Origin of the sequence: Methylomonas montana (genome assembly GCF_030490285.1) — a bacterium.
GTDB lineage: Bacteria > Pseudomonadota > Gammaproteobacteria > Methylococcales > Methylomonadaceae > Methylomonas > Methylomonas montana.
The window spans coordinates 2410040-2435520 of the sequence record NZ_CP129884.1 but is presented as its reverse complement, the minus strand read 5'-3'; the positions used below and the strand labels follow the sequence as shown (position 1 = coordinate 2435520).

General features: G+C 46.4%; 27 protein-coding genes. 10 read left to right on the top strand and 17 right to left on the bottom strand.

The window, feature by feature from the left end; translation table 11 throughout:
• The first annotated feature begins 189 nt into the window (after nt 1-189).
• Nucleotides 190-1026: a DUF927 domain-containing protein gene (locus QZJ86_RS11270; protein WP_301670505.1), complete on the top strand. Its 837-nt coding sequence runs from the start codon at nt 190-192 to the stop codon at nt 1024-1026.
• Here QZJ86_RS11270 and QZJ86_RS11265 read toward each other — a convergent pair.
• Both QZJ86_RS11265 and QZJ86_RS11260 read right to left on the bottom strand, forming a co-directional pair.
• A complete protein-coding gene (locus QZJ86_RS11265; protein ID WP_301670504.1) occupies nt 929-2443 on the bottom strand; it encodes a DUF927 domain-containing protein in 1515 nt (504 codons plus the stop codon). The two genes, QZJ86_RS11270 and QZJ86_RS11265, sit on opposite strands and share 98 nt — an antisense overlap.
• A gap of 11 nt (nt 2444-2454) precedes the next feature.
• Complete coding sequence (locus tag QZJ86_RS11260; protein ID WP_301670503.1) at nt 2455-2643, bottom strand: helix-turn-helix transcriptional regulator; 189 nt, start codon at nt 2641-2643, stop codon at nt 2455-2457.
• Nucleotides 2644-2858: 215 nt separating this feature from the next.
• Between QZJ86_RS11260 and QZJ86_RS11255 the strand changes: the two genes are divergently transcribed.
• The gene (locus tag QZJ86_RS11255) at nt 2859-3200 is read left to right on the top strand and encodes an H-NS histone family protein (RefSeq protein WP_301670502.1); all 342 of its coding nucleotides are present in this window, start codon (nt 2859-2861) and stop codon (nt 3198-3200) included.
• Nucleotides 3201-4016: 816 nt separating this feature from the next.
• Here QZJ86_RS11255 and QZJ86_RS11250 read toward each other — a convergent pair.
• The gene (locus QZJ86_RS11250) at nt 4017-4382 is read right to left on the bottom strand and encodes an ankyrin repeat domain-containing protein (RefSeq protein ID WP_301670501.1); all 366 of its coding nucleotides are present in this window, start codon (nt 4380-4382) and stop codon (nt 4017-4019) included.
• A gap of 380 nt (nt 4383-4762) precedes the next feature.
• Between QZJ86_RS11250 and QZJ86_RS11245 the strand changes: the two genes are divergently transcribed.
• From QZJ86_RS11245 to QZJ86_RS11235, 3 genes are read left to right on the top strand one after another with little or no spacing between them, the layout of a single operon-like run.
• Nucleotides 4763-5965 (top strand): AAA family ATPase, encoded by a 1203-nt coding sequence (locus tag QZJ86_RS11245; protein ID WP_301670500.1) that lies wholly within the window; start codon nt 4763-4765, stop codon nt 5963-5965.
• The gene (locus tag QZJ86_RS11240) at nt 5959-6432 is read left to right on the top strand and encodes a hypothetical protein (RefSeq protein WP_301670499.1); all 474 of its coding nucleotides are present in this window, start codon (nt 5959-5961) and stop codon (nt 6430-6432) included. The genes QZJ86_RS11245 and QZJ86_RS11240 overlap by 7 nt, the downstream gene beginning before the upstream one ends.
• Nucleotides 6422-6973, top strand: coding sequence for a 3'-5' exonuclease family protein (locus QZJ86_RS11235; protein WP_301670498.1), 552 nt, complete (start codon nt 6422-6424; stop codon nt 6971-6973). Before QZJ86_RS11240 ends, QZJ86_RS11235 begins: the two co-directional genes overlap by 11 nt.
• A gap of 25 nt (nt 6974-6998) precedes the next feature.
• On the opposite strand, the gene QZJ86_RS11230 is transcribed toward QZJ86_RS11235, so the two are convergent.
• The gene (locus tag QZJ86_RS11230; RefSeq protein ID WP_301670496.1) at nt 6999-7721 is read right to left on the bottom strand and encodes a hypothetical protein; all 723 of its coding nucleotides are present in this window, start codon (nt 7719-7721) and stop codon (nt 6999-7001) included.
• A 335-nt stretch (nt 7722-8056) separates the two neighbouring features.
• Here QZJ86_RS11230 and QZJ86_RS11225 point away from each other — a divergent pair, with 335 nt between their 5' ends.
• The 4 genes from QZJ86_RS11225 to QZJ86_RS11210 all read left to right on the top strand — a co-directional run bounded on the left by QZJ86_RS11225 (nt 8057) and on the right by QZJ86_RS11210 (nt 13898).
• Complete coding sequence (locus QZJ86_RS11225) at nt 8057-9151, top strand: site-specific integrase (RefSeq protein ID WP_301670495.1); 1095 nt, start codon at nt 8057-8059, stop codon at nt 9149-9151.
• An 86-nt stretch (nt 9152-9237) separates the two neighbouring features.
• The gene (locus QZJ86_RS11220; RefSeq protein WP_301670494.1) at nt 9238-10098 is read left to right on the top strand and encodes a 3'-5' exonuclease; all 861 of its coding nucleotides are present in this window, start codon (nt 9238-9240) and stop codon (nt 10096-10098) included.
• A 329-nt stretch (nt 10099-10427) separates the two neighbouring features.
• Nucleotides 10428-11420 (top strand): AAA family ATPase, encoded by a 993-nt coding sequence (locus QZJ86_RS11215; protein ID WP_301670493.1) that lies wholly within the window; start codon nt 10428-10430, stop codon nt 11418-11420.
• The gene (locus QZJ86_RS11210; protein ID WP_301670492.1) at nt 11421-13898 is read left to right on the top strand and encodes a S8 family peptidase; all 2478 of its coding nucleotides are present in this window, start codon (nt 11421-11423) and stop codon (nt 13896-13898) included.
• A 56-nt stretch (nt 13899-13954) separates the two neighbouring features.
• Here the strand turns inward: QZJ86_RS11210 and QZJ86_RS11205 are convergent, their stop codons facing one another.
• Both QZJ86_RS11205 and QZJ86_RS11200 read right to left on the bottom strand, forming a co-directional pair.
• Nucleotides 13955-14974 carry a hypothetical protein gene (locus tag QZJ86_RS11205; RefSeq protein ID WP_301670491.1) on the bottom strand — a complete coding sequence of 340 codons (1020 nt, stop codon included), beginning with the start codon at nt 14972-14974 and terminating at the stop codon, nt 13955-13957.
• A gap of 20 nt (nt 14975-14994) precedes the next feature.
• Nucleotides 14995-16026, bottom strand: a complete 1032-nt coding sequence (locus QZJ86_RS11200) for a helicase-related protein (protein WP_301670490.1) — start codon at nt 16024-16026, stop codon at nt 14995-14997.
• A gap of 34 nt (nt 16027-16060) precedes the next feature.
• On the opposite strand from QZJ86_RS11200, the gene QZJ86_RS11195 reads away from it, so the two are divergent.
• Nucleotides 16061-16474 (top strand): Mor transcription activator family protein, encoded by a 414-nt coding sequence (locus QZJ86_RS11195; RefSeq protein WP_301670489.1) that lies wholly within the window; start codon nt 16061-16063, stop codon nt 16472-16474.
• Between the two features lie 8 nt (nt 16475-16482).
• Here the strand turns inward: QZJ86_RS11195 and QZJ86_RS11190 are convergent, their stop codons facing one another.
• The 11 genes from QZJ86_RS11190 to QZJ86_RS11140 all read right to left on the bottom strand — a co-directional run bounded on the left by QZJ86_RS11190 (nt 16483) and on the right by QZJ86_RS11140 (nt 25430).
• Nucleotides 16483-17082, bottom strand: a complete 600-nt coding sequence (locus QZJ86_RS11190; protein WP_301670488.1) for a hypothetical protein — start codon at nt 17080-17082, stop codon at nt 16483-16485.
• Between the two features lie 24 nt (nt 17083-17106).
• A complete protein-coding gene (locus QZJ86_RS11185) occupies nt 17107-17316 on the bottom strand; it encodes a hypothetical protein (RefSeq protein WP_301670487.1) in 210 nt (69 codons plus the stop codon).
• 85 nt (nt 17317-17401) lie between these two features.
• Entirely contained in the window at nt 17402-19117 is a 1716-nt protein-coding gene (locus QZJ86_RS11180; RefSeq protein ID WP_301670486.1) for a DUF3987 domain-containing protein, read from the bottom strand.
• A 3-nt stretch (nt 19118-19120) separates the two neighbouring features.
• Complete coding sequence (locus QZJ86_RS11175; RefSeq protein WP_301670485.1) at nt 19121-19657, bottom strand: hypothetical protein; 537 nt, start codon at nt 19655-19657, stop codon at nt 19121-19123.
• Nucleotides 19654-20409 (bottom strand): DUF7673 family protein, encoded by a 756-nt coding sequence (locus QZJ86_RS11170; RefSeq protein ID WP_301670484.1) that lies wholly within the window; start codon nt 20407-20409, stop codon nt 19654-19656. Before QZJ86_RS11170 ends, QZJ86_RS11175 begins: the two co-directional genes overlap by 4 nt.
• Before the next feature lie 417 nt (nt 20410-20826).
• Nucleotides 20827-21153: a helix-turn-helix domain-containing protein gene (locus tag QZJ86_RS11165; protein ID WP_301670483.1), complete on the bottom strand. Its 327-nt coding sequence runs from the start codon at nt 21151-21153 to the stop codon at nt 20827-20829.
• Nucleotides 21150-21497, bottom strand: a complete 348-nt coding sequence (locus QZJ86_RS11160; protein ID WP_301670482.1) for a phage protein Gp27 family protein — start codon at nt 21495-21497, stop codon at nt 21150-21152. The genes QZJ86_RS11165 and QZJ86_RS11160 overlap by 4 nt, the downstream gene beginning before the upstream one ends.
• 133 nt (nt 21498-21630) lie before the next feature.
• The gene (locus tag QZJ86_RS11155; protein ID WP_301670481.1) at nt 21631-22617 is read right to left on the bottom strand and encodes a coiled-coil domain-containing protein; all 987 of its coding nucleotides are present in this window, start codon (nt 22615-22617) and stop codon (nt 21631-21633) included.
• 75 nt (nt 22618-22692) lie between these two features.
• Nucleotides 22693-22923 (bottom strand): helix-turn-helix transcriptional regulator, encoded by a 231-nt coding sequence (locus QZJ86_RS11150; RefSeq protein ID WP_301670480.1) that lies wholly within the window; start codon nt 22921-22923, stop codon nt 22693-22695.
• Between the two features lie 139 nt (nt 22924-23062).
• The gene (locus tag QZJ86_RS11145) at nt 23063-23989 is read right to left on the bottom strand and encodes a hypothetical protein (protein WP_301670479.1); all 927 of its coding nucleotides are present in this window, start codon (nt 23987-23989) and stop codon (nt 23063-23065) included.
• Between the two features lie 214 nt (nt 23990-24203).
• The gene (locus QZJ86_RS11140) at nt 24204-25430 is read right to left on the bottom strand and encodes a tyrosine-type recombinase/integrase (RefSeq protein ID WP_301670478.1); all 1227 of its coding nucleotides are present in this window, start codon (nt 25428-25430) and stop codon (nt 24204-24206) included.
• Between the last annotated feature and the right edge of the window lie 51 nt (nt 25431-25481).

Sequence of the window (25481 nt, the reverse complement as noted above, 5' to 3'; positions counted from 1 at the left end):
GCCATTTGTCGACAAAATCAGATACGGATAGTAAGGCTCTGTCACTTTCGAAGCTTTCATGATGAAAACCTTCCCGCCAAAGCTCAAAACAAGCAATTGCGGCAGAAGTGGCATCACCAGTTGTCCAACCGGTTATGTCAAATTTTGTAGCTAATTCACCTGCATGCGCGATAACTGCGAATCGTTTTAATGCCTGTTATCTATCAAATGTCCGGCACATTGAACGATTGGCAGAAAGCAATGGCACGTTTTTGCACTAACAATGCATCAATGATGCTGTTTGTTAGTGCTGCATTTGCTGGACCGTTACTGGAAAAAGTTAATGCCGCCGGTGGCGGCATTCATCTCTACGGTGATTCAAGCAGTGGCAAAACCACGCTTTTGTCGGTGGCTAGAAGCGTCTGGGGTGGCGATAATTTCACACGCTCATGGAAAGCAACGGCCAATGGCATGGAAGGTGCAGCGATGATTTACAACGATACATTATTGCCACTCGACGAAATTTCAGAAGCTGACCCTAAAGAAATCAGCTGCATCACCTATTCATTGTTCAATGGTCAAGGCAAGCAGCGTGCTTTGATCTCTGGCAAAGCAAAAGAAGTTCAACGTTGGCGAACAATGGTCCTGTCAACGGGCGAAGAAAGCCTCGAAGACTATCTCTCGACCCACAATTTATCTATTAATGCTGGTCAGGAGTTGCGGTTAGTTGGTATTCCGGTTGCTGGCAGATATGGTGTCTTTAATGATCTACACGGCTTCCGAAATGGAAGAGAATTTTCTGATGCATTAGTTGCAGCCAGCAAAAAAAATTATGGTGTCGCAGGTCAAGAATTTCTCTCTAAATTAGTTGCTTGCAAACATGATTTCTTACAAGAACAGATCCAGATCGAACAACACTTTTCAATTAACTCGCTAAGTAGCCAAGTTGCTAGGGTGGCAACCCCTCAGCTTGATAATAGAGTTCGCTGTTGCCAAATGTTTTGTCTGTCAGCACAAACGCCCCCTCATGCCAGCCTGTTTTCATAATTGTTTCAACATGCATTTGAGGTGTATGAGTATGAACATACTGTAGCAATAAATTTTTATGCCTTGGATCAATCAGCAATCCTTTATCGAGTAATTGATCGAACAGCTTTTCGCAACTTTGCGACGCGAGAAAACTCATTGGCAGAATCAACGAGCACCATTGCTTTTTTGCATTGATAAAGCGAATAAGTCGACCGAAGCTATTGCCTTTATTATCTGATGAAATTGCATCGACATAAAATGGACTACAGATCCAAGTTTCGACAAGCTCTATTGCAGTTTTTTCTTTCCCAACCATTTTGGTATCGAAATAATACAGTCCTGGCTTTTTATTTTTATCATCGATGCAAAAAAATTCCTCAGAGACAAAAAAACAAGGCCTGTCCTTTAGTTCGGGAATTTTTGATTTATTTTTTTCTTGGGGTAGAGGTTCTTGAACGTGTTCTCGTATCACCAGATCAATGGCTTTCTTAACAGCCACCAAACCATAAAGATTATGATAATCATTAAAGTCGGAAGGGATTTGGATTTTGTGTTCTTCGAGAAACGTAGGCAAAGCAACATTGCAATTAAATTTTTTGGCGGCGATTTTTGCCTTGTTAAATCCAACATTAGTCTCTAAATGCTCATCATTATCAGCGCAAATTATAAAATTATGGCTTGGAAAAAGTTCTCTATATGCCTCAACAACAGGGTACAAGTTGCCGGCATCAAAGCAAACAATTGTGGTGTAGCCAGTTGCTTCAAAAATGCTTGCAGCCGTTGCATAACCCTCTGCAAATAACAGCGGCTCATTCGCGGATCTATCAGGGGGTGCTCCGATGATAAAGTGACCGCATTTTTTACTCATTCCAAAATCGAACTCCTTATTCCGATCTGTCCCTGGGATCACATCCTCATAAATTCTCTGCATGCCTTTATAGTGACCATCAATATCAAAAATAGGCACGGCAGTAAAATTACCTTTCCAATTTTCACCAAAACGCAATCCGTAATTATTGACATTCTTGTTAGTGAAATAAGCATGCTGCCGTTCTCTTTCAACTGAAAGTGTCTCCCATTTTTGAAACGATTTTTCAGCAGCCTCTTTGGCCGTTTTCTCTGCTACGGCTTCGGCAGCTACTTTTTGGGCATTGATTTGTTTCAAAAGCTGATCTTTATGTGCAGTTGGAATGTTGGTATCATTCTTCCAGCTTTTGTACGTTACCTTTTCACCTGTTATATAGTTGCTATATGTAACACAGACATAATCCTTGCCACCGATTTGTTTTTCAGAACCGATGTACCAACCATCTGTTTTATTCGGTTTTTGCGTTGTTGGTAAGCGATGTATGCCACAATCTAAGTTGAGTACACCATCTTTTACGATCAATCCGGCGTCGAGCATTTCACTAATGGCATCGTTGATTAAACTCATAATTCGTCCTATTATTGCGCTGCCATGTTGAAATGTTTATCAAGCTCTTCTTTATACCAAGCGCGGCAACGCTCGGTTAGTTTGATGAGCTGTGGAAATTTATCTTCAGCCATCAATCGATACGCAGTACTTCTGCTAATGCCATAAATTTCTTGTATTTCAGCGGGCCTAACAAAAATTTTTTTATCAATAGCTTTCATTGCAATTCACCTTGTAGTTTTAAAAAAAAGTCAGCTATGGCATTCCAAGAAATTCCACAACACAACCTTGTATTTCTATGATATAAGGCGAAATACAAAACGTTAATACCAAAAAATACATTTTTTCAACTTTTTTGAAAATTTTTTAAAAAAGTTTTGAAATTATTAAATTAAGACTACTTCCTCTAAAATATTAAATAAAGGAGAATACACTCATGACATTTCAAGAGGACACTGCAAGCTACGTTGAGCTTCAAGAAAAAATCAAACAGCTACAAAATCAAGCAGAACAGGCAAGACTAAAAGAAATAGAATCGGTAATCGAAGATATAAAGGCAAAAATTGCCCTATACAAGATAGAGGCAAAAGACCTCGGATTCTTTGAGTCCAAAGCATCCGAAAAGAAAAAAAATATGCCACACTTGGCTGAAGGCAAAAGCACTCAGATCAAGTATCGTGATGAAAATGGCAACGCATGGGGGGGGAAAGGCGCCAGACCCCTATGGCTTAAGGAACAACTTGCTAAAGGCAAAAAACTCGAAGACTTCGAAGTGTAACGTTAACACTACTCATTGAGTAGTGTATTGAAAAAATCAATTATTTGATTGGATGGCCATTGTAAACTTTTGGCCATCCGAATTTTATCAAAATTCAGCTGTTTCCAACTTTCTGTTTGGGATAGAGTAGAAGGATCTATTAATCGGCTTCGGTTAAGATCTCAGGCCAGCAATTTTAAATTGCTCTAACAATGCTTATGTTTTTCAGCCATTAACCATGAATTCCGCCACGTATTTAGCAGTTACTAGCATGGCTAAATGGTAGGCTTCGCCAGTCCTTATGTAAGCAAGAAAAGTAACAAATGCAACAATTCCATTAAGACATTTCTCGCTCTATAAGCCTTGCTAGACATAAGCGTAACAGCAGTAACTGAAGTAACAAGACTAAATAACGCGCTTTAGAAAAAATCAGTGACTGATGCTTTTAAAAAAATCGAATTCTTGCGAAATTTTAGTAGATAACATTAGTAAACCAATAATTCATTGATACTTTTGTTACTTGTGTTACCGCCAGAGAGTACGCATACCTAATGCATATGGATTTGGATTTTTTCCGCGTCATTAAAAGTTACCAATTTAAAGAGTTTTGGGACTACTCAATGGATAGGAAGTATGACTATTAGCATGGAAATAATCACCCATAGGGTTTATGTTTCTGAACCCGCATTCGTTTCACTTCAGATAAATCCAATCGATTTTTAGATAAATTCTACAGATCAAAAATTAACGACCACGCACAGGATCAGATTTTTCGTAAAAAACACTCGCAACTTTTGTAAGTACAATAAAAGTTGCGAATAAAATTCAAACAACGGTTTACAGTGCCACACAAAAAGCCTTATCAGGCTCTTCACTCATTTCATCCATGCAACCATCTTCCATCAGAATCCTTTTTTCGATCGGTGCCAGATAGCATTTCATCAAGCTAATTAATTCATCATCATCTTGCAGCCTTGCGATTTCTAATGGCTCAAGATTATTGCCGCCTAATTTTGGATCAGCACCGTAATGCAACAAAATCGCTGCGCTGTTAGCGCATCCAATACACAATGCCCAGTACAATGGAGAGCAATCGTCTTCGTCTAGACAATTAACATTGGCTCCTTTGGCAATAATATCTTCTAATTGCTCATAAGACTCAGATCGAACAGCCACGTGCAACAAAGCATCAATTTCCTTCATATAAAACCCTTAAAAAAATAATTAGTATGTAAGTTATGACTTGCATTCAAGTTTTTGATAAAAAATTTAAAACAACAATCAAGGCTCATTCACTATTGTAGGAGCTTGCTGTAAAAAGTATTAATTTTATTTTTACCCAAGCATTAATTTTTTTACCGAAAAAAATGATATGCCACCCAAGTAAGATTTTTGCTATATCAATTGGTGTAACTGATTAATCTGACAGCATCTTCTAAGGCCAGATTTTGCAAGGCGTTCCTGCGAACAATGAGTCTGGTTAGGTGTGATGCTTGGCTGCCATTCAAACTTATTTTTTTAGGCAGTTGTCTCCTGCTATTGAATTATGTTTATAATATTCTCTGAACTAACTATTCAGGACTATGACCAATCATAAAAACACCTCTACTAACAATCAAAAATCAAGAAAAAAAGCGGAAAATTTCATTCGCGCTCTAGCTGATCAGCAAACATCTGAAATTCGCGAACTATCTAACGACATCGATAGCTCCTCATCTGAATACCAAGACTTTTTGAAACGCGTTTTCGGTGAACATCTACAAAGCACAACCCACAATCAAGTAAATTGCAACGCAGCGAATGACGGATTGCAATATCTCAAAATTTTCGATGCTGACAGCTTAAAAGAATTGTCCAACCGAACAACTGTCGGCCGCGAGGAGCGTAAATTTTATGATTCATTACAATCAATCCCATCACAAAAACCTCTCAAAGAAGCCAATTTTTCGGTAATAAACAATATCGAATTGCTGTTTGAGCTGTATCCAAACGCGATTGAATTATTGCGATATATCCACGATTTTTTACATTTAAGACGTCTCGCTAAAACCGACAAAGCTATTTATATGCCGCCGATATGCATTTCTGGACCACCAGGCATTGGTAAGACCGCAGTGATCAAAGCTATCTGTAAAGCCCTAGAAGTCGATTATGAGTTTTATGACTTTAGTTCTACCAGTAGCTCCTGGGGGCTGATTGGACATGACTCTGGCTGGAGTAGCAGCCACCCTGGGCTGGTATTAAAAACATTAATATACGGTACTTGTGGCAATCCAATTTTGCATCTTGATGAAATTGATAAAGCCATGGTTAACCACAACATGGACCCTTACGGATGCTTACATACACTATTAGAGCGACCACAAATGTATCGGTTTGTAGACGCTTATGCACAAAATTTGCCCTTGGCTGGGCAATATGTGATGTTTTTGGCTACTGCAAATGATGTTAATGCTATCCCGCCAACCATTCGCTCGCGTCTTCGGATCATTGATATGCAAGCCCCATCATGTGAAGAGATGCGCAAAATTAGTCACAACGTGTATCGCACTCTGCTGACCAGAGAAGATGTTGAAGAATCGTTTGAAGAGAACCTGAGTGACGACGTTGTTGATTTTTTATCAACTAAAACCCCAAGAGAAGCAACATTGATTTTAGCCAGGAGTTTAGCGTCGGCCGCTGCTCGCCCACCGAAGATTGACCGCCATGCTATTAGCATTGGAGATTGCACAAATCTTTTCAGCGAACAAAATGATGAACAACGAAGGATAGGATTTGTATGGTGAACAGAAATAAAAACCAGGTGCCGCCAGCTCAACTTGAACGTATTGCCCAACAATTGCACGCTAAGCAAAAACGAATGGATGATTTGAGTCAGCAAATTCATAACCTTACTCAAACCTATATCAATCAAGCTAATTTTAAAAATCATCAAGTGAATGACACTTTAAAAAATTGTTATTTCGAGCTAATAGCGGCTGTTGATCACTATCAGAAAACTGTGATTTGGTACAAGAACATACTAGTCAACAACAAAATATTCGCTGAATGCACATCCGATAGCTTGGCAAATGAAGTAGCTAGCTACTGTAAATATGTCTTGATACTACAGTTGATTTATGATTATCGAAGAATAGACGAACAATTTAGATATCTGGATGCTGTTTTAAATATGGGGATTTATACCGATTATTTACTCCCTAGGTGGCATGCAGAGCTTAAACTTGTCCGAGAGTTCGTCTGTGAATCGTGATAAAGATTCACTCTGGCCATGTTTTTTAGATATCGAAGCAAGTAGTTGGCATACAAATAGTTTTCCGATTGAAATTGCCTGGTCTACGCCACAAGGATTGATCGAATGCTATTTGATTAATCCTGATTCAATTCTGGAATGGAAGAATTGGGATTTTAGCGCTCAGTCGATTCATGGTATTAGCCTTGATCATTGTCAGGAAAACGGTATCCATCCTGGCTTTGTGTGTAAACAACTCAGTCGATCGTTTCCGCCAGGTAGTGTGGTATATGCAGATGGCGGTCCTTTCGATCAATACTGGATTGATCAACTTTATGCTGTGTGTACCAAACATGGCTTTTCTCGTTTTCTCGTACGCCACTCAGACGACGTCATATTACCGTTGTTAACCAATGTAGACATATCAAAGCGGCAAGAATATTTTGACAATCTAAAAAATATTGCACGACAGAAAGCGCGTGGACGTCATCGGGCAAGAGTCGATGTTGAGTATTTAATTGAGCTTTATAAGCTCTGTAAAGCTCAAGCGCCAAGCCATTGATCAGCGATTATCAAACCATCATTCGTTAATTATTAGTCTGACTCACTGTAATCGTCATAGAACGTACCAGGCAACGGCAGTGCGCAGACTGCGTCATGCAATGTTTCAAAATAGTACACTGCCGGAGCCTGAAGCCATTTTTTTGGCTGATAAGCCAGGGCTTAAATAGCTCCCGTTCATTAATATTACGCATTAGAGTGACGCCGCCATATTCCGCGCATTCACGTTGAGCAGACACGTAAGTATGCTCTTCGTCAGCATCACCTGTTTTGAGGTAATGATCAAGCTTGTCCATTGCAGATTTCACTGATTTTGCAAATATATGCTTTTCGACACCATTAGCAATGGTCATATAGTTAAAATGCATATCAGATCGATCATAAAAGTCATTGTTAAACATAGCTCGTTGCAGAAGCTCAAATCTAGGAAAGTCAAGTTTTGCTTGCGGGTCTTTATATAGATGGCGGTTTAAATGCGGCAGTACTTCTAAATACATAAACAATGCCTCTTTCATATCAACATTAAAGCTATCCCCAATCTTTTTAAGTACTGAATATTTCGTGCTCCCATGTCTGTTTGCAGTGCTGTTTATTTCCACAGCTGATATTTTTCCCGAAAAAGGATTTATATAGTCTAAGTATTGGAAACGATGAATATCTATGCTAAAGGCAATTTCAGCAAGCGGCATATAATATACATCCTCAAAATCACTTGGCGTTATTTTTATATTTCTTACATAAAGCTCCATTTTGTTTCTCCATATTGTTTTAATTCAGTATAGCAAACAATCACAAATCAACAAATCAGTGAAACCCTGAATAGCACTTGACTAGCCAATGCATTGCAGATTCTTAATCCATGATTACACCTAAAAAATATTATTCAGCGCTTATGCCGCGCGGAATAATATACGTAATAGGCGCCTAGCGTTAGCTGCCTATTACATTCAAAATGGTGAATACAATGAACCAATAAACATGCGTAATGAAATTAGCATTCAAGTATAACTTAACAAGATGACCAATATCTAATGCAAGTTATTGTCCTTATAAAAATGTGCTAACATTTATATAAGGACAGGAAATGGAATTCAAAATGATTACTGATGATATGCACGCTTTAGATATACAAGAAAAATACAAAGTTATCGCAGAAGCCCGAAAAATTCACAAGCTTAATCAGGCGCGAAATATCCGTGATAAGACACGGCAAAACTACAATAAAGTTGCTAAAAGATTGTTGATCAAAGATAGGGTTTTACCAATAGATATAGCAAACTCAAAAGCCACTTATTATGTTTATAAAGCTGCCATCCGATCCCACTTAATGGATGCGATTAGTGATCTCGTTCCAGGAATGGATAATTTAAGGAAAGCAGACCAACAAAGATGGAGTACAGAGGTTGGTAATTTAAAGCTATATCTTGATTTTCTGAATGTAATTGGTGTAGACCAAAACAAAGAAAATATAGCGAAAGCTAGAAATGGCCAATACAAATCAGACTGGAAAGTTAAGTCAGAATCGAACGAAGTCAAATCCAAAAAATCAAAATCATCAAGATTAAAAACATTGCCGAAAGACTGGGCGCAAAAAATCTTTCAGGCTGCATTGAAAAGTCATACCAAGCACCGAACTGCCCTTGCAACCCTTATGATTTCTGGCTGCCGTCCAGAAGAGGTAGATGGGACTGTGTTATCGCTGAATGCTGATCGTTCTATCAAAGTTAAAATTAAAGGCGCCAAGAGACACGGCGGCTGTATGTATGGTCAGGAATTACGCCAGTTTGACGTGATATCTGATTCAATTGAATATGAGTATTTATGTGCTGAGCTAAGCAAGAATAATGGCGAATTGACAATAACTGCAAATACTGGAGCGTTGTGTGACAAAGTGAGTTATTTAAGCAAAAAGGCAATGCCTAATCTCAAAGAACCCGCTTCAGCATATTGTTTTCGCCACCGCTTCTCGGGACAATTACATCGAGCCGGATTAGATAAAGAGCTTATTTCCATGGCGCTAGGGCACGCGACATTGCGTTCACAGGGATACTATTCACGCTCGTATCGAAGCGGTGCAGATGGTTTCTGCATTACAAACATACAGGCAAGCCAAAAAGTTGGCAAAAAAGGTGTTGATCAGGCCAATACAAATTCTCCAGGCTTCGATAAATGGAATTAAATTTCATCAAATACCACTAAGTCTATTAACATCTTTCTATTACGTTGTTAGAATTTAATTTATTCAATTAAATTATTTGGTGACTTATGGAAGGTAGCGAAAAATTATATACTATTAATAGATTAAAAACTGATTTTGGCATGAAGCCAAAGATCGACGCCAATCCAGCCGCCTGGTGGCGAAATCGTTATAAAAAAGATAAATATCCAGTTTACAGATTGTCTGATTGCGAAAAATTGCCAGCGAAAAAAGCATTATCAGACAAGCAAACCAGAGCAATTAAAATGCTTCAAGTCAACAGGCACTTAGCTGGTTATGATAAAGAATATTCCAATGTTATAAGTATTTCTAAAACAGTCCAAAACCTTTTTGATGCGAGATATGTTGTCTTAGACACTGAAACAACTGGGCTTGACGATAAGAGTCAAATTATTGAACTAGCAATTATCGATCACAACGGAGTTGTGCTGCATAACGCCAGATATAAGCCTACCGTCAATATAAGTGATCGAGCTTATCAAGTCCATGGTATTAGTCTCGATATGCTAAAGAACGAAAAAACTATCGCTGTCGATGCAGATAAAATTAAAAACATATTAATCAACAACACAGTTGTTATTTTCAACTCCAGCTTTGATCTTCGATTGCTAGAGCAAACATTCCATGCCTTTAAAATTGAAACAGATTATATTAGTTCAATCAATTCGTTTTGCGCGATGAACGCTTCAGCTCGCTGCTACGGCTCTACCAATTGTTACGGTAGCATTTCATTGGCCGATTCATTTTATGAAGCGGGTGGCAAAAGAGAAGACTGGATATCACACAATGCACTCGGTGACTGTCAAGCGACATTATTTGTTCTCAATGACATAAAAGATAAACAAAATTTTATTAATTCAGAGAGAGAAAAATTAAAAATCAGATTGATGGAACAAAATGGTCTGTAATATTCGGACTATTCAAAAAATAGCCCTCAATACCAACCGGCAATCCGCTGTATTGAGGGTATTTTACATTGTGAACTTTTACGCCTTTGTTTAAGTCAGATGGACAAATAATATTTAGAGCCTCGCGCATTGACCCCGCCTTTTAACTCAATGCGCCAATCAACTTACTTACCGGCTATGCTTGTCTTGGATGATGAATTTACCATTCACAGCAAGTCTTGTTGAAGATCCAGTTTTTGAGCAGCGGCTAAATGTTTTTCCGTTGCAAGGCCTTATGAATTACACTAGAAGGTAAAATTTCAAGTTAACGATTTCCGATCCTTATCATCATGGCCGTTGCTAATCAAATCAAAGCATTGCTCAAGTCGCATGTAGACGGCGACGACGCTATGTTTTTGTCGATTGCTATGCAAATGGCCGCACAAGAAGCAAAAAAGGGACACGGCAATCTTGCCAAAGAAATACGCGACTTGATCGATAGTGCCAAGGGTAAACCTCGGGTAACTGAGTCGAAAGCTATCCCATTAGCCAAGCCCAAAGGCGAACTCAGCCAATTGCTGAATGTCAGCTATCCCCAACTAAGACTGGTAGATATGGTTCTATCCGGCAACATACAAGGTAAGCTGGAACGATTAATCAAAGAGCATAAGCATGTGCAAAAATTGCGTGCACATGGCTTGTCGCCACGCAAGAAACTGTTATTGGTTGGGCCACCAGGTACCGGCAAAACCATGACAGCATCAATTTTGGCCGGTGAATTGGGTCTGCCACTTTTTATCGTTAGACTGGAAAGCCTGATGACCAAATATATGGGCGAGACAGCGGGCAAATTACGTTTGATCTTCGATGCAATCGAACAAACTCGCGGCGTTTATTTGTTTGACGAATTCGACAGCATTGGCTCGCAACGCGGTAATACTAACGATGTTGGTGAAATACGCCGTGTGTTAAACAGTTTTCTACAAATGATCGAGCAGGATGGCTCGGACAGCCTGTTAATCGCGGCAACAAACCATCAAGAGTTGCTGGATCATGCCCTGTTCCGGCGTTTCGACGATCTGATCGAGTATGAGTTGCCAGCCAAAGATGAAATCATTGAGGCCATCAAATCCAAGCTGGCTAGCTATAAAACTTCTCGCATATACTGGTCGAAAGCGGCCGAAGCGGCTGAAACTCTTAGTTACGGCGACATTACCCGAGCTTGTGAGGATGCCATCAAGGATGCCATTATTCATAACAAAGAAGTGGTCAGCCACACAGACTTGATTCATTCGATAAAAGAACGGCGGCTGGTTAGACAAAAACAACAAATCACGCTCTAAATGGCCGAAAATAGCAAGGAACGCCTTCCACACCTACTGATTCAAAATTCAGCGACTGCTGAAAGTTATGCTCGTCCCCCAAGACCTGGCGGTGCCGGTATAAATACCCCAGCCAGAAATCGCCAAGCGCATGCCGAACAGCTTCTTGAGCAAATTCAGCAAATCCAAACTCAAGAAACTGGCATTATCGAACAGCAGAAAGCCTTCGGCCTGGATGTTAGCAACGGCATTTATCTGGCTTTTGAAAGTGAACCGGATTTTGAGCTCAAATTTGCCAGCTTGGAATTTCAGCCAAGCGGTATCGAGCTTTGTAACGTTAAGCTTGTTGATAACAAAACCATTGCGACCGTTTTTGTACCAGAAGGCAAGCTAACTCACTTTCTAAAGAAGATCTCCCAATATCAGCTCGAAAATACTCCCAAAAATCAACCCAAAAATAAAGACTTGGTCGAGAGTATAACGTCGATCAAACTCGCTGCCATGGATGCTCTTTGGACGGATGAGCCGGAATTAATGCCCAATGCCGGTGAGTCGATTTGGTGGGAAGTCTGGCTAAGACGCTCGGGCGAAATCGACTACGAAGCCTTTCTGCGTGACCACGCCCCTCAGCTTGATCTGAGAGTCGGCACCGAGTCCATTCATTTCCTCGATAGAATCATCGTCCTGGTATTTGGCGCTCGCGAGCAAATCAGTCAATCCATTCACTTGCTGGGTGCAATTGCCGAACTCAGAAAAGCCAAGGATACCGCCGACTTTTTCACCGGCATGGGTCGTCAAGACCAACGTGCCTGGATCGAACATACCTTACAACACCTAACGCCACCACCCGATGCTGCACCATCGGTTTGTATTCTGGATACTGGCGTCAATCAAGCGCATCCGCTGTTACAGCCGGTGGCGGAAACGACCGACATGCATTCTTATCTCCCCTCATGGGGAACAGATGATCGACATGGGCACGGCACCAATATGGCAGGCTTATCAGTCTATGGCGACTTAACCGAGGCACTGACGAATCCATTACCTATACGGCTCACCCATCGGCTTGAATCGGTAAAAATCACGCCGAACCCAGACTTCCATGCAGATAAATCCCTCTACGGCGCGATTACTCGAGAAAGTATCGCCAGGGTAGAAATCGAAGCCAACCGGCAGCGCGTGTTTTGCATGGCAGTTTCTACCACTGACGACAGAGATCGTGGACGCCCCTCGTCCTGGTCTGCCGCGATTGATGCAATCACATCCGGTTATGAGGACGAACAACAACGCTTGATCATCCTGTCAGCGGGCAACACTGATCCACAATATAGGCACCTGTATCCCGACAACAACCTGACCGACGAGGTACATGACCCTGGTCAATCCTGGAATGCGCTTACGGTCGGTGGATATACCGATAAAGCCTGGCTGGACACGATCACTAATCCTGGGTGGTCACCATTGGCTCCACCAGGCGGTTTGGCTCCGGCCAGTTGTACATCCATGGACTGGCAGAAAACTTGGCCAATCAAACCAGAGATTGTCATGGAAGCCGGTAACATGGCTACCAACCCAGCCCATGTCGAAGCCGATTACATCGATGATGCACTGCAATTGCTAACCACAGGCCACCAGTTTACTTTGGGCAAACAGTTGGTGTCGTTCGGCGATACCAGCGCAGCCGCAGCATTAGCCGCTAATTTGGCAGCGAAAGTACAAGCTTTATACCCAGACTATTGGCCGGAAACGATTAGAGCTCTATTGGTCCATTCCGCCCAATGGACACCCGCTATGCAGGCGGTGTTTGCACCGTTGACTACCCAGGAAAAATACCGCCAACTGCTAAGGTATTGCGGCTATGGCGTACCGGATGAAGAAACTTTGTTTTGGAGCGCACGTAACGAGCTAACCCTTGTTGCTCAAGACATCATTCATCCGTATACCAAGGAAGGCAGTGAAGTTAAAACCCGTGACGTCAACTTGCACACGCTGCCATGGCCTGCGGAAATCTTGCGCGACTTGCCGCCGGAAACCCAAGTCGAGATGAAGGTCACTTTGTCCTACTTCATCGAGCCGAATCCTGGTTCCAGAGGCTGGGTCAACAAATACCGCTTTGCATCCCATGGCTTACGCTTCGATGTACGCCGCCCCCTGGAAACGCTGACCGAATTCAAACAGCGCATCAATCAAAAGGCCCGTGACGAAGAAAACGCCTACAACGGAGCCAAGCCAGACAGTGGCCAATGGCTGTTGGGTGAGAAATTGCGTAGCCTGGGATCCGTGCATTCCGATAGCTGGACAGGACAAGCGGCGGAACTTGCCGAGCGAGGTTATATCGCCGTTTATCCGGTATTGGGTTGGTGGAAGGAGCGAGCGAATTTGGAACGCTGGGGGAAGTCGGCACGCTATGCCTTGGTTGTGAGTATTAAAACGCCGAGTGTGGAAACCGACATTTATACACCGGTTGAAAACCAAATTTTTGTACAGGTGGCAGTTTAATATCGGTCGCTCGGACTCGATAAAATGATTGCTATAGGGAAGCAACTGATCCCGAACTATATCCCGTAAACTAATCTGGAATCTTCATCACTTCGGCGCTGATTAATCATTGCCCAAAGTTGCTGTTTAAAATCATCACTTTGTTGTGCAATCCAATGATAGAGCTTAAATCGCCAGAATTTGAAACATTCTGAACGTATTACCTGATAACTAGGCGGAATAGCCTTTCGGCGCAACTGCTGAATAAAGTCATCGTAACTTTCTGGTTGGCAATCGCTTGCAATCCATACAATAAAATCGGCCTGTGTTCCTTCGACTCTTTGTTTTACCTGATAGACCTCAGTCCAAGACGTCATTTTTTCTGAAAGTTCTAAATCAGCCACATCCCATAGTACTGTTAGCTGTAAAGATAGCGCGTCGCCATTCAATTCAACCCTTACAAGATCCCGACAGTGTTCAGTATGAGGATAAAAACTTGATCTCCGCCTTTCAACTCCACCATGTGTTTTTTTGAATAGCAACTGCTTTGCACCTTTTGCCTTGCTATTACAGGTGTGGCATATCGGAATCAAATTGTCTGGATGAATCGTGAAAGTTGGGTATTTATCTTTACTCAATAAATGGTCATATGGCCCTCGCCATTGATCTTCATCGTCAGTATTTGAACGCAATTGTGCTAGTAGTTCAGTTCCACAGACAGGACATAAATATCCATTTTTTTCGCAAAAATTATTGAAATGTTGCTGAATTGTTTCTCCATCACAAGCGTCGCGAACTTCAGCTAAATCTTTTGTTCTGGTAAAAAGGTGTTTAGTGAGATCAGCCAATTTTTGATTCAGTGCATCTGGCTTTATGTCGGGAAAAGGGTGTGAAGAATCGCAAAAATATCGTTGAATAATCTGCCCATTATTGATTCTCTCGAACACCGATTGACGTTCTATTACAGAAAGTAGAGCAAACTGCTGCCAAAGAGTTTTAAATTTGTTCTTGGTATCAATATTGTTCCAGCAAGCATGACCAATACTTTGGCTAAATAAGTCTCTGTTAAAATCATTAGCGCTAACAGCCGCCCGCAAGAAGTACAAAAGTTCGTTATTTAACGCTGTAAAGATTTTTGATCGCGGAGTTTTGGGGTGTAGCCGTGTTGATCGAGTAGCAGGCGGATTTCCCGCAGTTGCTCGCGGGACAGGTCTTTGGGTTTATTGACTACGACGGCCAACGCTGCCGACTGGTTGATTTGGTGTTTGATAAAGTCGTTGAAGCTTTCCAGATAATCGGCGGGCTTGGCATGGTTGCCGTAGCTTTGTTCGCGTTCTTTCAGTTCATCTTCATGCTCGGAAATGACCGGATAGTATTCAGAGCCGAGCAGGTTTTTGACTTGATCGAGTTGGTTCAGCAGATTTTTATTGGTCTTAATAAATTCCGAGGCTTGCTCTGGGCCGAGCTGATGCAGATGTTGGTGGAGTTTATCGGGTGCCACACCCCACAGTGATTCCAATTCAGTCAGTTTCTTTTGTAATTCCGGTTTGTTGGCGGCTTTGGTTTGGGCTTTACGCAAGATACGCATCACCCGCTGGCTTAAGGCATCCAATACGTCATGGGCATGGCTGGTATCGGGCTTATTGCCTGGCGCATTGTGACTGGCGGGATCGGTGAGTTCCTGCACTAATTGTTCGATGGTCACGTTAGGATCTTTGATTAACGGTTTCATCGAACTGACTTCTTGCAACGTGGCGTAGATGTCGACGGGGTCGTAAATCTTGAACACAGTTTTACCGATGTCATCACAGCGACGGGTGGCACGGCCCAGCATCTGTTCGTACAAAATCCGTGAACGGACTCGGCGGAAAAATACCAAGTGGCTAATTTTAGGCACGTCTATACCGGTGGTCAGCAAGTCCACGGTAATGGCGATATTCGGATAACGCTCGTTTTTGTACTGGCGAATCAGCTGACCAACTTTATCGCTTTGGCCGGTAATTTTCTTGACCGCTGCCTCGTTGTATTCGTCGCCGTACATTTTTTTATACAGGCGGTCGAGAATGCGTTTGACCATATCGGCATGGCGATCCGAAGCGCAGAAGATCAAGGTTTTCTCGTCGCCGAAGGGATCGAGTTCTTTGACCAATTCTTTGCAGATGACCTTGTTAAACGATGGACTGATGACACGGCGGTTACCGTCTACCGATAAACAAACTTTGGTTTTGCAGGAACGCAACAAGGCGATTTGGCTGGAATTCAACGGCAAAAACCATGCCGAATTGACAGTAAAGTATCGGCTGAGTCTTCAACAAATCTATGGTATCACCCGCCAGATGCGGGCCGATCCATCAGGACGCTGCAATAAATCCGGCCGGCCGTGTGCCGAAGCCAAAAACAAACCACTGGCATTGCAAGTGCTGGAAGAGTATTTTCCGCCTGAACTGGCGAAGTGCGGCCTATCTATCGAACAGGCCAAAGCGTTGGCGGATGGCGTCGCCGGTTTTCTGTGTCAAAGCTTTCCGGGAGTGTCGATTCGAATCACCGACACCCTCAAGGCCTCCCGGCAAGCGGCCGTAATGCCGGCTGCATCTTAAAATTCGATTTATCCCGACAAATCCCACAATATCCCGTTGAATTCGGTCAAGACTTGACCGGAAAGCCGCAAACTGGGGCTAGACAGCGCCAGGCGTTTACGATGGTTAGGGATAGCCGAGCGCGGCGGACAAAATAAGCCGCCATTCGTGCCGCCCAACACCACGCCATGGCAAGCCATGCAACACGATTTCAAGCCGTCAAGCAGTTCGCCATCCTCGGCGTAAAGCAAATACTCGCCGCATGGTTCTTTGATGATCCAGTACTGAACATCAATTTTTGGGTTTATAGCATCTGGAATCACCATATCGTCAAAGCGTTCGAATCCAGGGTAATTTCTGCTTGGATAGGCGCTTTTTAGACTATCGGGAAGCTGCTCATACCCTATCAATGCACAAAACTCAGCCTTAACATGCAAAGGATTGGTAGCCGGAATATGGCCCGCCAATGGCCCGCAGTAAATAAATCCATTCTCCTTAGCTTCATCCGCCCAGGCTGCTACGATTTCTGCGTTCTCTCCGCATAGCTCACCTGTTTTATCGTCCCACCAAAAGGTTAGCCTCAACGACGGATCCGGCAAGGGCAAACAAAAATCAAATTCGTATCTCATAGCTGTAACCTTTCTCAAACTCCCTTACTGGTATGGGTCGAATAAATCGGCTTGCGGGCTGGTGTCCGGCAATAGCGGCATCAATTCGTCTTTGTGTTGGCGCAAGACGGCAATCAGGTCCGAATTGCCACGCCAGTGGCGGCTACCGTCCCAGCATAAAAACGGGCCTTCCCGGCGCAAGTGGATGTTGGCGCATTGGCAAACTTCAATGAACTCGGTAGGGTCAAAACGCATGATAGCCCCCTTGGTGCTTGAAAAACAAAAAGGCAATCCGTCTGGTTCGATCGGATTGCCGGCCGTTAAATTGGATTGTCGATCGCTAAAGCTTATTGCCGGCGTCCGCCGTCGGTTTTTGACGGTTCGGCGATCGATTTTTGGCCGGTTGTTTGGTCGAATCATTACAAAAAAGTGCGGAGAAACCTAAAAACTCGGCAGGCCGCGCCGCGTCTAGGTTTGGGGCGTTTTTATCGGTGCGGAGAAACTGCGGAGAAACCTCCGCGTTTTCGTCATTGGTTGAGTTTCTCCGCAGTTTCTCCGCAGGGGGTAAACCACCCTCAGGCCCAGGCGCGGCGGGGTTTTGGAGGTTTTTTAGTTTCTCCGCACTATTTTTCAATGTGTATGTGGTTTTTGGGCGTCCGCCTTTGCTCCCCGGATGGGTGATTTCCACCGCGATTCTGGGCGGATTTTCGGCTAGTAAAAACCGCAATGCCGAATCAATTTTTTCTCCGCTGCATCGCTTTTGAAAACAATCGTCGTTCAAATCCCACTTACTCGCGCCGTTCGGCCGCAAGCGCAAAAACGCCACAATCTTGGCCGCATGTTGCCGGGTTTCCAACTGGCGCGGGTTGCTGGCCTGATCGGCGAAAACGTACTTCACCGTTTGCAGGGTGTAGGCAATCCAGGCCAGCGCCGCTTCCAGGTGGCAAACCTCAATCACTCGGGATTGATCGGCTAGGGCAAACAACATGGCCAGCCGAATCGCATACGGCGCCCGGCGTTCGAGTATCTCGTTCAGAAAATCGCTATCCAAAGGTCTGTCGAGGTTAAGGTAAGCCTCGCTCCAGTATTGCCGCGCCGCTTGGCTCAAGTGTATTTCAAGGCCGTTTTTGCTGTTGGGATAGCCGCCCTTGGCAAAGCGGATAATTTCCCTGGTCTGATTGGCCAGGTCTTCAATGACCGCTTCCGGCGTCGGCTTGGGATAGGCTATCGATTTGGTTTTTTCGGCCCAGATCATCAAAAACCGATTGGCGAAGCCGTTGGACATTTCCCGCGCGTTCAGCAAGCCGTTCAACTCGCCCGGCGTTATGTTGGCGTGGATCCCGATGAGCGGATGACTCACGCCGACGGGTTTGCTCTTGGTAGCCGGCTTGATGCCACCGCCGTCCCACACCTCCCGAATCGCCGAAGACAAGGTATTGCCCTCGCGTTTGGATTGGTGCAACACGTTGGCAAACTCGCTTTCGATTATCCACAAACGCTTGTCGGCAATCGCCGGTGATTCACCAAAACCATCGTGAATTAGCGTGGCCAAACCTTCGCGGGAAGATAGCCCGGTATCGTGAAAATTGCCCAATATCGAGCTGTCGCGCTCGTTGATGTGGTGGCGTATGCGATGGATGAGCTGTTGCGAATCGCCCTTTCTGCCGCGTCCTGATCGGCCAATGTGCAGGGTGAACAACAAGGGGTGATGTACCTTGTTGCCGATGCGGTAAAAGCTATCGCCGCCGACGTTCGCCCCCAGGAACGACAAAAACACCATCGCCGCGGCGACCGGGTTAATCTCGGTGCCGTCGGCCGCCACCCGCGCCACTTCGCCGACAAAGCCGTAAAACATGGCCGGTGTCGGTTGCGGTGGGGCGATGATGGCATCCTCGACAAACTCTTCTTCCTGGAAGCCTTCCAACATCTCGCCCAGAAAATCCTCGTTCTCGGGTACCGCTTTGGTGCTGCCGTATTTACGCGCGCGTTTCACGGCCTTTTCGGTGATAGGCTTGGTCAAGGCCTCCAGTTCGGCCAGTTTGTCGAGGTTGCTCATGGCTTAGGCCTCCTCGGTTGCCGCCGCATCGGCCAGGCGCACCGACAAGCGGCCGGCGGCCATAGCTACCGCGTCGGCGTAGCTAACCCGCTGATTGCGCCAAATCTCCACCGCCTCTCGGTGAACGTCGGCATGGTGGGCGGCCTGTTTCGGATCCTCGATTTGGTTGGCGCGGTCAACCAAATCACTGTTGACGCTTTCCATGTGGCCTATGGCATCTTCCGCCAGTTGCGCCAGGTTTTGAATCAGGCCGCCGACGCTGGCCAAATCGTCCTTGCACAGTTCGGCAGGATTGGCGGCGACCATAAGGCCGCCGATGCCTTGCAATCCCCATAAGCATTGATTTTGTACGTATTCCAACTGCTGTTTGCAATGCTGCAAGCCGCTTGCATCGGTTGCAAATTGCGTTTCCAGCCGGCCCTTACTGCGTAGGATCAAGCCCAAGCCGAATACATCGGAAAACGCCCGATGATTTAATTCCAGGGCGATAGGCGCTTCGGCGTCGTGACGGGTCAATGTGGTGTTGATGGTGGTTTTCATGCTTTGCCCTCCATAGCGATTTCGGCAAATTGTTCGAACAGCTCGCCGCCGTGGTCGAAATACTGGTGAACCTCCTTAACGGTGGCGCGGGCGTCCAGCGTCAACACGGCCATGCAGTCGTTGAACAACTCAAGATCGAGGCCGCGTAACGCGGTCAGGTTGAACGGGAAGCGGTAGCCGTTATACAGCCCCAGCAGAAACAAGCGCACGGTGGCGGCTTGGCCGGTGTCGCGCTGGGCGATTTTGGCCAAACGTTGCAAGGCCGGAATTCCGGCCGCCAAAACGGTTTCGCGTTCGATTTCATGGGCGCGAATTTGCGCCAGGAAGTCGTTGACGGCATCGCCTTTAGTCTTGGGTTGGAAATGGACGGTTGCGGCGAGTGGCGCGTCTACGGCGGGATTTTGGGAAACTCGACGCGATACAGCGGCTTGTTGCCCAATTCCCGGAATAGTTCGGCGGCCTTCCGCAACATCTCGGCCAATGTTGGTTAATTCCGCAACACACCAAAAGGCGTTCTCATCGATAACCAAAGCGTTGGCGGTGTTATCCAACCAAAATAATTCGATGCGTAAATGGTCTTCGGTAATGACATGGCCTTGCTCGCGTAAAGCGAACAGCAATACATCGTAGTTTGCTCTGAAACCAGATTGATTTTTGAGGGTATTCAATACCACTCGTCTGATGTCTGCTTGCTTGAAAGCGGGTAATGAGGCCGGATTTTGGGCGCAATTGCCCAGGGATGGGGTATTCATAGCGATTTATCCTGTGTTGCGAGTGATAAACCGCCGCCGATACTTTCCACGGTACGGGCGACGGGATGCAATGGGGTGGAAATACCGGACACAGGCGACCGGCCAGGCTTGCGCCTGCCCACAGCACCCCGCCATAACGAACGCGGCCAGGCATAACGCCAGCCAAAACGAGGAGCATAAAAAAACGCCATTATCGGCGCTTTCGCGCTTGTGTAATTCGGGTTTCCACGCCCGGCCGCTGCTGTGGCAACGACGGTGCGAATCATGGACGGGTTACGGCGTGGTGTCAAGATCGGGTGACGAAAAGACATTGAAAATAGCCCTTGCGGCGCGCATAATGCGCCGCGCTGGTGGTTGTGGGTATTGGGGTTCACGCTTCGGCAAAGGCCTCGCTGAGTTGGCGCTCAGCGGGGCTTTTTACGTTGGGTTTTTCCGGTTTGTGGGGATGCGGGCGCTTAGAGTCGATATCGTTTCGGACGTAAGCCCGGAGGGGCGTTTTTCGCAGCACTCGGGCGACGATTGTTCCGCATCCCCGCCCAGCCAGTCTTCCGGCAAGCGATAGCGGGCTAAACCATTGCCTTTATCCTGCTCGGTAACAATCGGCAAGCCAGTTTCGCGCAAGCGCTTGATGATGGCAGCCAGGCGGGTGATGCCCAGACCGAACGCCATCACCGAATCGACTCGGCTACCGGCCAGCAAAGCGGACTTGATAGCAGTTGCTTGGGTTGGTTTGGGGGCGCTCATCGTTCGCCCTCCCCAGTCCCTAGAGTTCCGAAAATCGACTTTTGCAAGGATTCGATGCGGCGGGTGAGCAGCTCCCGCTGCACCAGATACGCCCCCAGTCTTTCCAGCTTGCCGGCATTGGCCGCCAGCGCCTTGCTAGACAATCCCAGTTCCAGCAAACCGCCATGCACCGAACGCAGGGCTTGCGCAAAGCGGCCGATGGTCGATTTCGAATAGCGGGTGCCGGTGGTGCGCTTTAGCCAGTCGGCAATGCTTTCGTAGCTCTCGGTCGAGCCGAGAATCCTGCTCATCAGCTCGGTTTTGACCGCCCCCGGCAGGCGGTCGAGTTTGGTTGATCGAGTCATCGTTTAGCCTCCTGGATTGACCGCTGTTTGTTTGGCCAGGGATAGGGAATCCGTGCCAGAAGACGGGGGCTTATCGTCGATGGTTTCGGCTGTGGGATACGGCGGCGCTTTCTGGTGATGGCTTGGCTCATGGTTATACCTCAATGCCTTGGGCTTTCAAGCGGTTTAACAGGGCCTCCCGGCTGGCTTCGTCGGTAATTCCGGTCATGGTGCGTAGGAAAAGGCCGGCGGGGTTTTTGGGCAGGTCGCCGATCCCCGGCAAAACGATTTGTTGCGCTGACTGAGCCTCAGGCAGCACGCCGGAACGATGACGAATGCCCAGGGTTGCTATCACACTATCGATTGCGGCCATGGTGTGCAGACTGTCAGCCACTTGTTTGGCGGCTGCTTGATACTTACCCAGCGCTTCCAGGGCCCATTGATCCAGTAGGCTATCTTGCAACAGCACCTGATTGTGGCGTTTAACCACGATGGACCGGTTCAGGCTGGCCAGCATGTCTTCCAGCGCCGCTTTGGTTTCGGTGGCTTTGCCGGCTAGATCGATCCTGACTTGATTGGCGGCGATGTCGGCTTGCTCGGCCTTGGTAATCTCGGTTTCGAGGGCGGCCAGTTTTTTACCGTGGTCGATGCCGGTGGCGGCTTCGGCCTGCAATTGGCCGCGCTGTTTTTTAAGCGGTGCGGCGGTATCCTCGAGCCCTTGCGCGGCGTCGATAATGGTTTGCTGCTCGGCTATCAAACGCTTCCAGTCATTGGCTTTTTGCTCATCAGTCAAGATGTCATTTTGCTGGTCGACGATTTCCGCCGCGGTGACTTCGACGCAAAACGCGGCCAAGGCGGCTTTGTCAGAATCGATGTTTCGCTGTAAGTCGTCGATTTGCGTTTGTACGTGTTCGAGGTCTGCGTTCAAGCGTTCGAAGCGTTGCTGCTCGGCGTCGGCTTCGCCTTGTTTCGAAGGGTAGGTTTCGGCACTGCGCGCCAAGCCTTCAGCGCGGTTTTTCGCTTCCAGGCATTCGCGTCGCAATTGCTCGCGGCGGGTGACCAGTGTTTCCAGTTGCCGACTGTCGGCGGCCATTTTAGCTTTCAGTTGTTCGCGGTAGGTTAGTTTTTGTTGGTTGGTCATAAGCAAGTTCCTGATGGATTTAGTGAGTTTCGGCGGGGTTGGCAGGGCAGCGGCCAGCGCTTTGATGGGCGTCATTTAGGCGGCCTGCTGTTTGCTGTTGAGCCAGGCTAAAACATCGTCAGCTTTCCAGACGGTGACCTTCTCGGATAGCTTGAGAGGCTTGGGGAAGTCGCTTTTTTTATCGCGCACCCAGCGCCAGATGGTGTTTTTTGAAACACCCAGGCGCGGGGCCAGATCGGAAACCCGCAGGTTATGGCCGGGTTGGAGTGGGTTAGTTTGGGGTTGGGAGTTTTGAGGTTTTTGCATGGTTCACCTGATGTTCTCGATTTCGGAATGAAATCAGGTGATAGCGTAAGGAGGTGTTTTTTGGATTAATACCGAAATGGTTTTGCTATTTGGGTGTCACAATTTAGACAAAGCCCGATATTACAAGGCTTTGCCGGTGTCATTGTTCTTTAGGCCTACGCCCTGTTGCAGCCCAGTCTGGGCGAATGATAGTAGTACCGGCTTTGGCGGTACGTTCAGAAAACTTATGCCCCATAAGCCACGCTGCAACGGTTTTGTTGTCAGGCCATGTCCCCTTATCGTTCCGGTCGGCATTTTGCCAAAATCGGGCGCTTGCCTGATTGAGTATTGCTAATTGGTCTGATTTATTTGGGTTGCTTGTGTTATTCGATTGAATATCAGGGGCGGATTGTCTTTCTTGGTGATTGGCTTCCGCTATGTTTTCTGCAACTGTCTCGACGGTATTTTGTGTTAATTGGCCTGTTGCTTCGTTTAGCAAATCGGCGAAAAGGTGTTCTGGGTATCCCTTTGCAATCGCAAATTCAGCCACTTCTTTTAAACTCAATTTCCAAGACAAATCTGGTGTTTCTTTAATAAAAAATACTTCACCATTAACGACTTTTGGGGATTCGTGCAGCTTGCTTAATGGAATAAAGGTGTGTGGTTCTCTCGGGTCGATTTGCTTGCTGATGATGGCATCTAAAAACAATTCAGGGCTTGAGAAAACCAGCAATCTAGGATCGTTATCAACTCGATAGCCAATTAGCAACGCTGCTTCAAATAACGAAATAAAATCGTAGTCTGTAATTTCTTTGATTGCCACAGAGTCCCAAGGGGCAAGAACAGCTAAAGCAGGGTCTTTTATAACGCGCTCTAATGCTTCTTTTCTTAACTCCTCGTTAGTTTTATTTGGGTCTACTTCATCCGAAATATCAGGATTTAGACTCGGAAAATAAGCTGTTTCTGTGAGTTCTTCAAAAAGCGAGTTATTGAAAAATACAATATTAAAGCTCTTCGATAACCTAAAAACTTCATCAAAATTTCCGGCTTCCGATTCTTCGGCTATTCGATTTAAAAACTCGTTCATATTTCCGCCTTTCTCGGTTGTCCTTTCAAAAGGAAAACCGCGCCACTGGGTGAAAGGTTGCCCAGGTTCGCCCCGTCGGGCTAGGCGCGGTTTATTCGGTTTAATCGTCTGATTGGAAAGGGACCATGAGCGGCGCCGGATTCGAACCGGATCATACAATCACTTTCGCGCCTGTAACCGCTCCCATTGGAAACAACCGCTCATGGCGTTTCGATTATAGAGCTTGGGCGCTTTTGCGTTGAAACGGCACGACGGCCGCGCCTTCCTTCAAACTGTCCAAATAATCCGCCCACCACTGCAGCATCTTCACCCGTTCCGGCAAATATTGCGCCCGGTTGTAGGCGGCTCGAACGCTGTTTTGCTCGCCGTGGGCAAGCTGGCGCTCGATGGCGTCGGGGTGGAATAGGTGGGCTTCGTTGAGCCTGGTCGACGCCATACCCCGGAATCCGTGAGCTGTCATTTCCGCCCCGGTGTAACCCAGTCGCCGCAAAGCGCCGGTGATGGTGTTTTCGGACATAGGCCTAACATTACTGCGTACCGACGGAAACACGAAGCGGCTACCGCCGGTCAGCGGCTTGATTTCCTCGAAGATAGTCAGCGCTTGCCGGGATAGCGGGATGATGTGTTCCTCGCGCATCTTCATTTTGGCGGCCGGGATGCGCCACTCGGCGCGTTCCAGGTCGATTTCGGCCCATTCCGCCTTGCGCACTTCGCCAGGCCGCAACATGACCAAGAACGACAGGCGCAACGCGCATCGGGTAGCAAAGTGGCCGGTGTAGTCTTCACAGGCTCGCAACAGTGCGCCGATTTGAACCGGATCGGTAATGGCGGCGTGGTGTTTGACGGTGGTCGGCACGAATGCGCCTTGCAGATCGGGAACCGGGTTTCTAACGGCGCGTCCGGTGGCAATGGCGTAGCGGAAGACTTGGCCTATCGACCGCTTGGCCTTTTTGGCAATCTCATTGGCGCCGCGTTGCTCAATGCGCTTGACCACGGCTAGCACGTCGGGTGCTTCGATGTTGGTTATCGGTATGCGACCAAGCCAAGGGAAAACGTCTTTCTCGAAATTGGTTAGGGTTTTTTGGGCGTGGTCTTCGGTTTTGTTCGCCATGTGGGTTTCGTGCCATTCGCGGGCGATGACCTCGAAGCTGTTGGCGGCCGCTTCTTGGCTAGCCGCTTTGGCGGCCTTTTTAGCGCTCGATGGGTCGATACCGTTGACCAACTGCTTTTTGGCCTCCTCGCGCTTGGTTCTGGCGTCGGCCAGGCCGACACTCGGATACTCGCCTATCGACAGCGTTTTTTGCTTGCCGGCGAAACGGTAAGCCAATCGCCATAGTTTGCTGCCTTGCGGCGTGACCAGTAAAAACAGGCCACCGCCGTCGCTGATCTTTTGCGGCTTTTCGGTTGGTTTGAGTTTGCGGATTTCGGTATCGGTCAGCATGGCAAACGCTCCATGAATGACGCCAGTTGCTGGCGGTTTTGTTGGTATTGG

What these genes read in the sequence shown, in the direction of transcription:
- QZJ86_RS11270 (WP_301670505.1), top strand. Translation starts at nt 190, where the DNA reads ATGCCTGTTATCTATCAAATGTCCGGCACATTGAACGATTGGCAGAAA.
- QZJ86_RS11265 (WP_301670504.1), bottom strand. Translation starts at nt 2,443, where the DNA reads ATGAGTTTAATCAACGATGCCATTAGTGAAATGCTCGACGCCGGATTG.
- QZJ86_RS11260 (WP_301670503.1), bottom strand. Translation starts at nt 2,643, where the DNA reads ATGAAAGCTATTGATAAAAAAATTTTTGTTAGGCCCGCTGAAATACAA.
- QZJ86_RS11255 (WP_301670502.1), top strand. Translation starts at nt 2,859, where the DNA reads ATGACATTTCAAGAGGACACTGCAAGCTACGTTGAGCTTCAAGAAAAA.
- QZJ86_RS11250 (WP_301670501.1), bottom strand. Translation starts at nt 4,382, where the DNA reads ATGAAGGAAATTGATGCTTTGTTGCACGTGGCTGTTCGATCTGAGTCT.
- QZJ86_RS11245 (WP_301670500.1), top strand. Translation starts at nt 4,763, where the DNA reads ATGACCAATCATAAAAACACCTCTACTAACAATCAAAAATCAAGAAAA.
- QZJ86_RS11240 (WP_301670499.1), top strand. Translation starts at nt 5,959, where the DNA reads ATGGTGAACAGAAATAAAAACCAGGTGCCGCCAGCTCAACTTGAACGT.
- QZJ86_RS11230 (WP_301670496.1), bottom strand. Translation starts at nt 7,721, where the DNA reads ATGGAGCTTTATGTAAGAAATATAAAAATAACGCCAAGTGATTTTGAG.
- QZJ86_RS11225 (WP_301670495.1), top strand. Translation starts at nt 8,057, where the DNA reads ATGGAATTCAAAATGATTACTGATGATATGCACGCTTTAGATATACAA.
- QZJ86_RS11220 (WP_301670494.1), top strand. Translation starts at nt 9,238, where the DNA reads ATGGAAGGTAGCGAAAAATTATATACTATTAATAGATTAAAAACTGAT.
- QZJ86_RS11215 (WP_301670493.1), top strand. Translation starts at nt 10,428, where the DNA reads ATGGCCGTTGCTAATCAAATCAAAGCATTGCTCAAGTCGCATGTAGAC.
- QZJ86_RS11210 (WP_301670492.1), top strand. Translation starts at nt 11,421, where the DNA reads ATGGCCGAAAATAGCAAGGAACGCCTTCCACACCTACTGATTCAAAAT.
- QZJ86_RS11195 (WP_301670489.1), top strand. Translation starts at nt 16,061, where the DNA reads ATGACACGGCGGTTACCGTCTACCGATAAACAAACTTTGGTTTTGCAG.
- QZJ86_RS11190 (WP_301670488.1), bottom strand. Translation starts at nt 17,082, where the DNA reads ATGAGATACGAATTTGATTTTTGTTTGCCCTTGCCGGATCCGTCGTTG.
- QZJ86_RS11185 (WP_301670487.1), bottom strand. Translation starts at nt 17,316, where the DNA reads ATGCGTTTTGACCCTACCGAGTTCATTGAAGTTTGCCAATGCGCCAAC.
- QZJ86_RS11180 (WP_301670486.1), bottom strand. Translation starts at nt 19,117, where the DNA reads ATGAGCAACCTCGACAAACTGGCCGAACTGGAGGCCTTGACCAAGCCT.
- QZJ86_RS11175 (WP_301670485.1), bottom strand. Translation starts at nt 19,657, where the DNA reads ATGAAAACCACCATCAACACCACATTGACCCGTCACGACGCCGAAGCG.
- QZJ86_RS11170 (WP_301670484.1), bottom strand. Translation starts at nt 20,409, where the DNA reads ATGAATACCCCATCCCTGGGCAATTGCGCCCAAAATCCGGCCTCATTA.
- QZJ86_RS11165 (WP_301670483.1), bottom strand. Translation starts at nt 21,153, where the DNA reads ATGAGCGCCCCCAAACCAACCCAAGCAACTGCTATCAAGTCCGCTTTG.
- QZJ86_RS11160 (WP_301670482.1), bottom strand. Translation starts at nt 21,497, where the DNA reads ATGACTCGATCAACCAAACTCGACCGCCTGCCGGGGGCGGTCAAAACC.
- QZJ86_RS11155 (WP_301670481.1), bottom strand. Translation starts at nt 22,617, where the DNA reads ATGACCAACCAACAAAAACTAACCTACCGCGAACAACTGAAAGCTAAA.
- QZJ86_RS11150 (WP_301670480.1), bottom strand. Translation starts at nt 22,923, where the DNA reads ATGCAAAAACCTCAAAACTCCCAACCCCAAACTAACCCACTCCAACCC.
- QZJ86_RS11145 (WP_301670479.1), bottom strand. Translation starts at nt 23,989, where the DNA reads ATGAACGAGTTTTTAAATCGAATAGCCGAAGAATCGGAAGCCGGAAAT.
- QZJ86_RS11140 (WP_301670478.1), bottom strand. Translation starts at nt 25,430, where the DNA reads ATGCTGACCGATACCGAAATCCGCAAACTCAAACCAACCGAAAAGCCG.